The sequence below is a fragment of the Arsukibacterium sp. UBA3155 genome, assembly GCA_002364615.1.
Classification (GTDB): Bacteria; Pseudomonadota; Gammaproteobacteria; order Enterobacterales; family Alteromonadaceae; genus Alishewanella.
This window is the reverse complement of the sequence record DEYP01000005.1, coordinates 21504-33111: the sequence shown is the minus strand read 5'-3', so window position 1 is coordinate 33111 and position 11608 is coordinate 21504. Positions and strand designations below refer to the sequence as shown.

Genomic DNA, 11608 nt, shown 5'->3' with positions numbered 1-11608 from the left:
CCCTCAGGGTCAGATAAAAATTAATTGGCATGAGAACAAACCAAATCCCCCTGTAGTCCCCCTTTGCTAAAGTGGGACGGGTTAGTTCCCCTCTTTGACAAAGAAGGGGGGGAGATTTGGTGAGAAGCGAATACTAGTTACAGTTGGTATACTAATACTCTGGATCTAAGGCCACTGCTGAGCTGCGTGCAATACTCTTAAAATTAAAACTTCAGTATCTGATGCTGTATAAATAACAATATAGTTTGGATGAACGACCATCTCGCGGGTCCCTTCTACCCTACCACTGCGGTAGAGCTCAGGTTGAGTTTGAAGTGCGACTGTTTTAGTTTCAATAAGATCTTTTAGCTGCTGAGCGGCATTAATATTATCTTCAGCAATAAATTCCAGAATGGCAAAGAGGTCTGCCTTGGCCGTTGGTTTCCAGTTAAGCTTGCGCATTTCGTTTGCGATTTATTAATGTCTGAATGTCATTCATGACATCTGCATGCGGTAACGCCTCTGCAGGATCATTCAAAGCTTCATGTACTTTGGCTTTAAACCAAGCATCATAGGCGCTTGCATCAGCGACCAGGCCAGCAGGTAAACCACCTTCTTTTGAGATGCGGGTGAGTAAAATACGAACAGCATCTGATACGGTTAACCCAACGTCTGCCAGCTTAGCAGCGGCATCTGCTTTTAATTCGGTATCTACCCTGACATGTATCATTGATGTCGTCATTGAATTCACCTGTTTTTGTCTGATTTAATTACTGGCTTAGTTTGTATCTCAATTGAGACTTTGTCAAATCAGACAAGTTCATCATACTTGTGCTGGCTAAACAGCTTTTGCGCAGCAAGCCAGACATCGCCGACTTCGCCATTACCCACGGTATGCTCGTTAACTTTAAGTACTGGCGCAATTTCTTTGCTGGAGCTGGTAAGCCATATTTCGTCGGCGGCGAATACTTCTTGCTCGGAAATATCACGCTCTTCCACTGTAATGCTGCTGTGTTTGCGCAAAATATCTAACAGCAATAAACGGGTAATACCCGGCAATAACTTATTTGTTAGCGGCGGGGTGGCGATAACGCCGTTTTTAATTACAAACACATTTACTGCAGCGCCTTCGGTTAGGTTAGCGTCTTTATCGAACAGCAGTATTTCCTGGGCACCGCTGGCGTAGCCTTGTTGATAATGTAATACATTGCCCAGCAGCGAGGTGGATTTAATATGGCAGCGCTGCCAGCGTAAGTCTTGCCCCGTTACCACGTTAAACGTTGTAGCTTTGCTTTTATCGGCGATGGGCTCGGGCGCAATAGGGAAGGCATAGGCAAACACCGTGGCTTTGATATTGGCAGGGAATGCATGGTTGCGTTTGCTGTCGGTACCGCGGCTTACCTGAATATAGACTGCCTGATTATCGCCATTTGTATTGCGGTTATCGCTTAGCAGGCGTTGACAAATGCTTTGCCAGTCGGCCAGGTGTAGCGCCGGGTCTATCGACAGCTGGCTTAAGCCATCTTGCATACGGGCAATGTGTGGTTTGAAACCGACAAAACGGCCATGGTAGCTGGGAATAACTTCGTAAATGCCGTCGCCAAATAAAAAACCGCGATCCATTGGCGAAATTTTGGCCTCGCTTGCCGGCATAAACTGGCCATTTAAATACACTGTTGTCATTGAAGTTCTCTTTAAGATGCTACTCAGAAATTCGTAAAGCAGAATCGATGTACCCTAAACCAACCGTTGAAGCCCTGGATTTGCGGGACAAATTCGTCAGGAACGAATTTGAACAGCTCCGCTGGCCCGCCAGGGTGAACTTCATGGATGAAGTTCATAACCGAGCCTACAGGGACGTATTCACGGCGTGTTGGTGTGGGTATATCGGTTCGGCTGTTACACCGACTCTCATTTCGTTAGTAATTTAAGTTCTCTAATCAGCTGCTCGCCTTCGGTATAGGGCAAACCATCTTCGGTTAAGGTATTTAACCGGGTAACCCCATCGACACTGCCGTGGGCCGATAAAAACTTAAGGATCTGCAGCGGGTCTGCACCGGTCAGTAAATCACGACCCTGCAACACTGACACCATGGCAATAATACCCCAGGCGGCCCAGTTAGACACGTCGGCTACCAGCAGTTCGTCACATTCTGTGACGGCCGGGGTAATATTCAGCTGACCTAAAAATGCCGCCATATTGCCCATACCTATTTCGTTGCCGCCGTCACCAATACCAATAGTGGGGCAACTGGCCAAACTTAAAAAGTGGTCGAAACTGGCGCAGCGCTCGGTAATATCTTCACCGCGCATATTGGCGTAGCGGCTATTTGCGGTAAAGCCGGGGCGCTCTATCGAAATCACCAGCTGCGGTTGCAGCTCAGCCAGTGCCTGACTGGCAATAGCCGGCAGATTCTGCTGCTGATTAACACTGATTTGCCAGGTACGGTAACGGCTGGCTAACACTGAACAGAGCGGGTTGCCGCTTACCAGTATTGGCCTGGCGCCTAACTGCTCTAACAGCTGGTACAACGCAATAGCGCCAACCGGGCCGTCGGTTTCAAAGGTGTCGAGTACCGGAAAACCGGTGCCAATTAATACCGTGCCCTGGCATTGGTTAATCAGCCTGGCGGCTCGCAGGATATAACCCGGACGAAGCTGTTGTTGCAGCAGTTGCATGCCGCGTAAATTGCGCGCTACCAGGAGTTGTTCTATCTGCTGGCTTAGCGCGGGTAAATCAGGTGTTGTCATGATCTGCTCCAGCGCTGCTGCAACGCGAGTTAATTTCTGCCAATAGCCTTGCATCATAGGCCCGGGCCAGCAGCAACGCATTGTGGGCCTGCTGCGGGTCAATTTTTTCAAAGCTTAGCACGGTGCCGGCCGGTGCCTGTGCCAGCTTCCAGCAATCGAGCGACAACACGCTGCCAATTTTCGGGTAGCCGCCCAGCGTTTGCCGGTCGTTTAGCAGCACAATGGGTTGGCCGTCGGGCGGAATTTGCACGGCACCGTAGCAAATGCCCTCAGAAAGTAGGCTCTGGCTGGTGCATTCAATGGCTGGGCCGCTGAGTTTAACGCCCATCCGGTCGGCTTTTGGGGTCACGGTGTAGTGATTAAGATAAAACCGCTGGCGCGCCACGCTACTGAATAATGGCTGCTGGTAGCCTTCAACAAGTCGCAGGCTAAGGCCTTTGCTAAAATCAAAATCAGGTTGCATGGCGTTAGCAAATTGCCGTGGCGCTAACGGTGCGCTGGCCCGCAGTGGCAGTTTGTCGCCCGGTTGCAGCTTAGCGCCGTTTTGGTTAAGGCCGCCAATGCCCTCGCGCACAACGGTAGCGGTACTGCCAAAATGTGGGGCGATTTGAAAACCACCGGCAACGGCCAAGTAAGCGCGCAGGCCTTGGCTTACCATGCCCAGTTCGATAACATCGCCCGCCTGCACAGGATGGCTTTGCCACAGTGTTTTTGCTTTACCATTAATGGTAAGGGCAAGGCTGGCACCGGTAACGCACAGGTTGGAACTGCAATGAACCTTTAACTGCAAGCCGCCAATGCTGCACTCAATTAAACTGGCATTAGGGTTATTGCCAACCAGGGCATTCGCACTATTACCAACCAGGGCATTCGCACCATTACCTACCAGGGCATTCGCCCAGTGCGCCGAGCTAGCGTCGAGCGGCCCGCCGTTGGTTAAGCCCAGTGCGCCCTGGCCAAAGCGGCCCTGATCCTGAATAAGGCTATGAACGCCGGGGCTAAGCACTTCAAAATAGCCCACTTCAAAATAGTCCACTTCAAAATGGCTCATAGCTCGCCACCCAATTGCAAAAACTCGGCTTTGCTAATGGCCACAAATTGCACTTCATCGCCAACGGCCACCGGCATGGCGGGGTCGTTATCCGGCTGAAACATTGGGGTAGGGCAAAGGCCAATAATATTCCAGCCACCGGGCGATACAGCCGGGTAAACCGCGGTTTGCCTATCGGCAATCGCTACCGCCCCACGCGGCACTTTTGCGCGCGGCGAGGCAAGGCGGGGCATGGCCAGTTGTTCTGCCACTTCACCTAAGTAAGCAAAACCCGGGGCAAAGCCAATGGCATAGACCCGATACAGCTGCTGTTGGTGCAGTTTAATGACTTCATCAATTGTCAGCTGTTTGGTTTTGGCAATAAGGGCTAAATCGGGCCCGCTTTGCTCGCTGTAATAGACCGGTAGCTCAATACGCCTGCCACTGGCAGACGTATTAGGGCTAAGCGCGGCAAGTGCCTTGTTAAGCAGAGCGTTAACGGCGAAATGATCACAACTAAACGGGTTAAATACTACCAGTACCGAGGCATAAGAGGGCAGCAGTTCGACTAAGTGCTGGCCCAGTGCCTGGCGAATAAGCGGCATGGCCTGCTGCACTAAACCGGCAATATCTGCGGCCATTTTTTGCTCAAAATACACCATAACCGCGTTTTCGCTGGCCAGGGTAAGACGGTATAGCGACATGCTCAGCGTACTGCCTGCAATAGGTGGCGAATTTGCGCCATCTGTGCCACCGCTGCCGGGTTGTCGCCATGCACACAAAGGGTATCGGCTTGCAGCGCCAGGCGCTGGCCGCTGGCTGTGGTTACGCTGCCATCGTTAAGTAATTCAGACACCTGAGCCAGTACTGCCGCATCATGTAATACCGCACCGCTTTGGCTGCGCGGAGTTAGCTTACCCTCATCTGTATAGCGCCTGTCGGCAAAGGCTTCAAACAACAGTTTCACCTTTAACTCAGCGGCCTGTTGCTGATAAGTCTGGCGGCTATTATCGGCCAGCAGCATCAGTTTTAAGGGTTTATGGTAGCTGGCTATGGCCTGCACTACCGCCTGCCAGACCGCAGGTTTGCTCATCATATCGTTATACAGCGCACCATGTGGTTTTACGTAGCTTAAGCTTACACCCTGGCACTGCGCCATGCCGTCCAGCGCGGCAATTTGATAATGCATTAAGTTAATAATTTCGTTGTGCGAGCAATGCATGCTGCGCCGGCCAAAGCCATTTAAATCAGGATAGGCCGGGTGGGCACCAATGGCCACATTATGCTGTTTAGCCAGTTGCAGTGTGCGCTGCATCACATCGGGATCGCCAGCATGAAAACCACAGGCAATGTTGGCCTGATCAATATAAGGCATTACCTGACTATCGAGGCCCATGGTCCAGCTGCCGTAGCTTTCGCCTAAATCGCAATTAAGTAGCATGCTATCTCCCTGGTCTGTGGTTTAAGGAATAAATTATTCATGTTGTCAGGTCAATAAGCAATAGCGCAGAGCAGGTTATTCACGCTGCCGCTTGTTCTGCCAGTTACAAAGCTGCTTCAGGCCAAATGTGGCATCTGACTGCGGCAAAATTCATTAGTAGGCTGAGCTGGTACAATTACAAATTTATACAGTTAATCGCAAATAGAGACAGCTTGATGTTCACCTTATGGTTAGATTGATATTTTATTAAAATGCCTGAAAGGATGCTGACAATGAGAGTACTAAGCGCAGTGGCTGCCAGTGTGTTGCTGGTGGCGTGCGGTGATGGTTCAGATACGGACGAAAGTGCAAACTTGTGGCAGGTTTCGGTTGCTGGTGCCAGCACGGCACCATTGACCAGGGTAAGCGGTCAGCCACTGGCCAGTTATTTAAAAAATGGTTTGTATGCTCAGGCTGACGTGCCTCTTGCTGGCAATGGCTCGCCACCACCAGCGGAGCTAGTGTCGACCACCAATTTAATTACTCAGGGGGTGGATGAGGCAGACCGGGTGAAATTTGCCGCACAAACGTTGTATGTCAGCGGAGTACAGCATCAGGACGCAAGGCCTTATGTTAAGCGCTGGCAACGTAATGAGGACAGTAGCCTTAGTGCGCTGCAGGATGTTGAACTTTCACCAGAGCTGCAACATATAGACGGCATTTATGTCAGTGACGACCAATTAACAGTAGTTGGCTCTGATATTAATGGTTACGCTTACCAGCCCTTTTCTTCCTACGGCTGGGATGCTGCCAGTTCTCAGATCATTGTTCAGGTATTTGAACAGGGCAATAACGTTTACCGGATGCAGTTCGATGGCCAGCTGATTGCCAGCCGTCGCACTGCAGAGGCTGTGTGGCTGGTATCACGTTATACACCGGCTGTGGAGGGATTCCGGCCTCATGCAGCAACCGTGGCTGACAAGCTGAACAATATGCAGGTGCTAACAAACACTGATCTCACTGAGCTAATGCCTAAACGGCAACTTAACGAGGCTGCGACTGAGCCTTTAATTGCCTCGCAACAGTGTTATCTGCCGGCTGATATGCAGACAAACGAAGGTAGCAGCAGGATGGTGGTAGTTACCCGTATTGCAACCAGCGCGCCGTATCAAACCCAAAGCAGTTGTATCGTTGCCTCGATAGCCGATATTTACATGTCGACAGAGCATTTGTATCTGCATGGCTCAGTCAGCGGTGAAGAAAGTGTCAGAACGGTATTGCATAAGTTTTCGCTGGATGAGGCATCAGTTGGCTATCAGGCTACCGGGGCAGTAGAGGGTTACATAGGCGGCAGCCAGAGCGCCTTTATGTTGTATGAAAAACAACAGCACCTGATGCTGCTGACCAGCCGCTGGTCGGAAGCGGGGCTGCAACATCAGTTTCTTACTTTGCAGCAGGACGGTACCAGCCTGAAGGTGGTTGCCCGGCTTCCAAACGCTCAGCAGCCAGATCAGGTGATCGGCAAGCCAGGAGAAGATATTTACGGCGTTCGTTTTGTTGCAGATCGCGCCTATGTCGTGACATTTGAGCGCACTGATCCCCTTTACACCCTGGATATCAGCAACCCACTGCAGCCAGCCATAGTTGGAGAGCTGGAAATTCCGGGGTATTCCGCTTATCTGCACAGTATTAATGAAAACCTATTGTGGGGACTGGGCCAGCAAATTGAACTTAATGCTGAGGGATTTCCTCTTTGGGAAACGGCGGGTTCAAAAGTAGCCTTGTTTGATGTCAGTGCAAACGATGCGGTAGTGCAACAGGAACTGGTGTTCAATGCGCAGTATTCGCCGCTAGAGCTTCAGCACCACAGCCTGACAACATTGCAGCATGGTAATGTGACCCGGCTGGCATTGCCGCTGAGTCGCTACTCATCAGAATTGGGGGAGCAGCTGAGTTTATTGACCCTGGAAGTTGACAGCAATGGTGCGATGGATATTACCGGCGAGTTAATTGCCACCCAAAGCAGCTTATACGGCTTATCTTGGGGGGCTCGCAGTGTACTGGTGGAAGATGATATTTATTTTATTGTTGATGACAGGGTGTATCACAGTAACTGGCAGTTACCGGAGCAGGTTATTGGTCAATATTAGCCGCAAGGAAAGCGCAGGCAGGTCAGCGCTCTCCTCCGTGTAGTTGCTAATTTACCAGCGTGCTAAGCACGTCTGACCTGCTACAGGTTGCAATTTGCTGAGTTTAAGTTATTACTTAATTGTTAACTTAAGGCCAGCGCCATGCAAAGCGACACCGCACCAGAACCGCGCCAGAGAAAAACCGGCCCGAAACGGATTGCCGGGTTACTGTTGCTGATGGCGGCATTACTGGCGCTAATGGTGTTTGGTTACTACCGTTACGCCCAGGCCCGCAGCAGTGTGATTAATCAGGACTACTTCAGGGTGTTGGCGGAAGCCAGTAATATCTTTACTGAAAACCTGATAAAACTGCAAAGCTTGTATGATTATCAGGAAAGCGAAACTGCTATCAGGGCGTTGTTTCCCAGTTACAAAGTGACCCACCGCCAACAGCTGTCCGGCGACTGTCCGCAGAAGGAGGGAGAACAGAGCACGACCCCTTGCGCCAGCTACCGCAATCGCTACTGGTTAACCCAGGATAAAGTGCAGCTGCGTTGGTATCAACAAACTGACAACAACACTGTAAATTACCTTGAAGCGGAAATTCAGCATGCCGATTTTTTACCTGAGCCAGAACGTGGTTTCAGCCAGTTGTTGTTTGTTACCGAAGATAGCCAGGTGCTGGCCAGCACTGGCGGTGAAACAACCATTTCTTTTGTTAATTTAACCAGCGTAACCGAAGCACTAAGCAAGCAGCAATACAGTGATTTTTTCAGTGAAGTAACCGATAGCAGAGCGCCACCAGAACCCAGGCTGCCCAGCTACAGTGTTCATCTGGACATGGAGTTGTCTTACGGTGACTACCGGCTGTTTATTTATCCGATGCGACTGGCCGCCGGGCTGGTCGCTGTAAACAATAATGCAGCAGATCAGGCGGTATCGCAGTTGTATCTGGTGGGTTTGCTGCCTCAGCAACAGCTGGCAGAGCAGGGCAGCGGCTACTGGAATATTCCTTTGTTGTTTGCCACCCTGGTAAGCTTAACCTTTGTCTGGTCGGTACTTCGGATGTATTTGCAGCCGAAAAACCAGTCGGTGAACCGCTTATATGCCAGCTTTTGTTATCTGGTGGCCTATGGTTTTTTTTCGGTATTACTGGCGCTTATTTTCAGCTATCTGACCGTAACCGTATGGCAGCAGAGCCGGCAGCAGCAGGCGCAAGATTATATTGAAAAATTACGGGCTGACTTAACGGCGGATATCCACGCTGTATTTAGCGATCTGCAAAGCTACAGTGCCTACTACCAGCAGCACTGGCAGGGGAGTGCAGTCGACAAATCGTTGTTACCGGCGGCGGCAACGTTAAAGCAAATTAATTATCAGCAAAAGTTTGCACCCTGTTCAAAGACAGAGCTGGCCTATGATTTTTATCCGAAGCTCATGCACGTCGACGCTGACAAAGAATGCACCATGCAAACGTACTATCTTCAACATTATCGTCAAAATTCAGATAAAAATTCTGGTCAAGATTCTGGTCAAAATAGTACAGCAGTGTCGGGTAAGCTATTGTCGGTAAGCATGCTGGATGCAGCTGGCCGCTCACGTTTTCCGTCTATGTATTTTCTGGAAAACAACGCGGCGCCTAAGGTGTATGATTTATCGCACCGTGATTACTTTAAGCGGGTACGTAATGGTAATGGCTGGCAATTGACGCTGAAAGGGCAGAGCTTTGACAATGTCTATATTCAGCGGTTGCTGAATGTGAATAACGGTACCCGGGGCACGACTATTGCGATGCCACTACAGGCCAGGCAAAACGAGAATGGTGGCAGTGACAGCGATAGTGACAGGGAGGTCAGCGATGCCGGCTTTGTGCTGGTGGCCGATGTGGTATTACCGTCGGTAAGCCTGGCACCACCCTCTGCCAACGGCTTGCAGTTTATGGTGGTAGAACGACGTACTGGCAAGGTGTTGTATCACAATGATAACAGCCGCACCTTTGTTGAGAATATTTACTATATTGGCAGTGAGAGCAACCTGCTGAGCCAGACTGTCAGATCCGGGGAGCCCACCGGCAATAGTGTCAGAACTGGCCTGACCGGCTTTTATCATGGTCAGCCCGGCAATTTTATCCTGACTGGCTCACCGGTAGATGAATGGGCGCTGGTGTTGTTTTATCCGCAGGATCATGTCGATGCCATTATGAGCAATCAGTTTCTGATTTTCAGCGTCAGCATGATTGTATTCTTTTTGCTGTTAATCACCGCGTTGCAGCTGCTGCGACGCTTTGTTAACAGCAAGCTGGTTAAAAACCGGCTGGGGATCCCGCTTGGTTTTGACAGCCGACGCTTGTTATTGCTGGTGTCACTGGTCTGGGGCCTGGTTTATGGTTTTTTTGCGCTACGAACTGCGCTGCAGCTTACTATCCCCTCCAGCCAATTAACCGCAGTATTACCGTGGTTAAGCGCCGTATTGTTTTTGCTTATTATTGGTTGCGTCAGCCTGTTTTTGCGCCAGCGCAAACCGCAGGCACCGATAATTAAACCGGGCGCTAAACTAATTATTGCCGGCAGTGTTGCGGTCATCAGTTTACTGCCGTTTAGCTATTTATCTTACATCAGTAAGGTGCCGCAGCAGGCGTTGCAGGCCCATTACGCCAAAATGCAATGTATTGAGTTTAACCGTGAGCGGGCCGAGTTACATGAGTTTGCTATAAACCGTTTTCCTAATTCTATTACTGAGCAGCGTTTGCAACCGACCCAGCTGCTGCCGGTTTCCTGGTCTGTGGCAACCTATCAGCAGCGCTGCGCTGGCGTTAGCAGTAGCGGTTTGCCGGATGATTATCCTAAACTCAGTACCATTATTGGCAATACATACTTGTGGCAGTGGGTAAAAACCTTTCTGGTGCGCTTAGAGCCGCTTGAGATGAATAGTGAGGCGCAGCGCAGCGCACCTGACAATGAACATGGCATTGGCACTGTGGCGATGCAAACGTTGCATGATACCAGCAACAGCCCGAAAACACTGAGCCAGCTGTTGCTTGTCAGTGTGCAGTTTTTGCTGCCTTTACTGCTGTTTTTAGTACTGTGGCAGCTTTATGTGCGCCGGGTATTATGGCTGCGACTGGGTTATGACAGTGATTTTCTACGGCATATTTATCAGCTGAGCACCAAGACGCAGCTTGCACCTGCGACACGGCTGGTTGACGGGCTGCAACTACAGCTGAGCGCTTGCCCCCCGGCCGGGGTTAATTTACTGATGCTGTTAAAACAAGTACGGTTAGCGCAAAGCGACAGCGCGCTGCTGCCGGGTTTTGAGCAGCTTTACCAGCGTAGTGCCACCTTACAACAGCTTGAGGATGAATTGCAGAACGTGTCAATAATGCTGCAACAGAGCGAGCCAGGCAAACCAATGCAGGTTACCCTTAGCCAGATAGACACCGGCCTCAATGGCCCGAGGCGGCGCCAGTTGTTACTGGGCCTGATTACTGAACTTAAAGCGCTGACCTTATTAGGCGAGCTTAGTAAATTTACCCTGGTGATGGGGTTTAACAGTTTGCAGCGGCTGACCATTAAAGACGAGATAGTTGCTGATGGCGAAAGTGCCTTGCAGCAATCTGAATACCTGACTTGGTCAGAATGCTTACTTAACTTTAATGTACAAATGCCAGATACCCTGGCTGAGCCGTTAGACGCTGACATGTTGCAGCAGGAAATCGACGCGTACCCGTTGCTTGGGCCATTGCCCGCCACGACAGACCAGCTAAACACTACACAAGCTGAGCCTCGCCCGGGGCTTTGGCGCGGCAGCGATGGCCTGACGACCCGGCAATGGGCGACTTTGAATTTTATCCTGACTCATGCCGATGCCTTATATCGATATAAGTGGGAAGGCTGCAGCAACGAAGAGAAGCTGGCGCTGTTTAATCTGGCCAACGGCCACCAACTGAACCCGCTTAATTGCCTGATGATAGAACATTTGGCGATCAATGGTTTGCTACGGGTAAGCCGTGGCAAACTGACGTTGGTTAATCGCAGTTTCCGTCAGTTTGTGCAAAATGCGGAGCCGTCTGAAACTTTACGGCAATTGGTAAAAGTAGGCGAAGCCGGGGTGTGGAAAAATTACCGGCTTAGTTTTGCAGCGCTGGCGGTGGTTATTGTCGGTGGCATTGCCCTGACCTCAGGTCAGTCGCTGCATATCGTGGCCGCCTCTATTGCCGGGGTGCTCGGCAGTATGATCAGTGTGTTCAGCAGCGGCAGTTCGCTGCGCAGTTATTTTAAAAGTTAAGCCTGAGTACCTCAA

At 50.5% G+C, this 11608-nt stretch carries 9 protein-coding genes; 2 read left to right on the top strand and 7 right to left on the bottom strand.

Features of this window, described 5'->3' with window-relative positions; genetic code table 11:
* Positions 1-165: 165 nt before the first annotated feature.
* The 7 genes from B2X65_RS01995 to B2X65_RS01965 all read right to left on the bottom strand — a co-directional run bounded on the left by B2X65_RS01995 (position 166) and on the right by B2X65_RS01965 (position 5201).
* Positions 166-441, bottom strand: a complete 276-nt coding sequence (locus tag B2X65_RS01995) for a type II toxin-antitoxin system RelE/ParE family toxin (RefSeq protein WP_290610252.1) — start codon at positions 439-441, stop codon at positions 166-168.
* Positions 428-721, bottom strand: a complete 294-nt coding sequence (locus B2X65_RS01990) for a type II toxin-antitoxin system RelB/DinJ family antitoxin (protein WP_290610251.1) — start codon at positions 719-721, stop codon at positions 428-430. The genes B2X65_RS01995 and B2X65_RS01990 overlap by 14 nt, the downstream gene beginning before the upstream one ends.
* A gap of 68 nt (positions 722-789) precedes the next feature.
* Positions 790-1662 (bottom strand): D-amino acid aminotransferase, encoded by an 873-nt coding sequence (locus B2X65_RS01985; protein WP_290610249.1) that lies wholly within the window; start codon positions 1660-1662, stop codon positions 790-792.
* A gap of 228 nt (positions 1663-1890) precedes the next feature.
* Entirely contained in the window at positions 1891-2730 is an 840-nt protein-coding gene (locus B2X65_RS01980; protein ID WP_290610247.1) for a glutamate cyclase domain-containing protein, read from the bottom strand.
* Entirely contained in the window at positions 2717-3781 is a 1065-nt protein-coding gene (locus tag B2X65_RS01975; protein WP_290610246.1) for a biotin-dependent carboxyltransferase family protein, read from the bottom strand. Before B2X65_RS01975 ends, B2X65_RS01980 begins: the two co-directional genes overlap by 14 nt.
* On the bottom strand, positions 3778-4464 hold the full coding sequence (gene pxpB, locus B2X65_RS01970; RefSeq protein ID WP_290610244.1) for a 5-oxoprolinase subunit PxpB: 687 nt from the start codon (positions 4462-4464) through the stop codon (positions 3778-3780). The genes B2X65_RS01975 and pxpB overlap by 4 nt, the downstream gene beginning before the upstream one ends.
* A gap of 2 nt (positions 4465-4466) precedes the next feature.
* The gene (locus tag B2X65_RS01965; RefSeq protein WP_290610242.1) at positions 4467-5201 is read right to left on the bottom strand and encodes a 5-oxoprolinase subunit PxpA; all 735 of its coding nucleotides are present in this window, start codon (positions 5199-5201) and stop codon (positions 4467-4469) included.
* 272 nt (positions 5202-5473) lie between these two features.
* Here B2X65_RS01965 and B2X65_RS01960 point away from each other — a divergent pair, with 272 nt between their 5' ends.
* Both B2X65_RS01960 and B2X65_RS01955 read left to right on the top strand, forming a co-directional pair.
* Complete coding sequence (locus B2X65_RS01960) at positions 5474-7330, top strand: beta-propeller domain-containing protein (protein ID WP_290610240.1); 1857 nt, start codon at positions 5474-5476, stop codon at positions 7328-7330.
* Between the two features lie 141 nt (positions 7331-7471).
* The gene (locus B2X65_RS01955) at positions 7472-11593 is read left to right on the top strand and encodes a hypothetical protein (protein WP_290610239.1); all 4122 of its coding nucleotides are present in this window, start codon (positions 7472-7474) and stop codon (positions 11591-11593) included.
* The last annotated feature ends 15 nt before the right edge of the window (positions 11594-11608 follow it).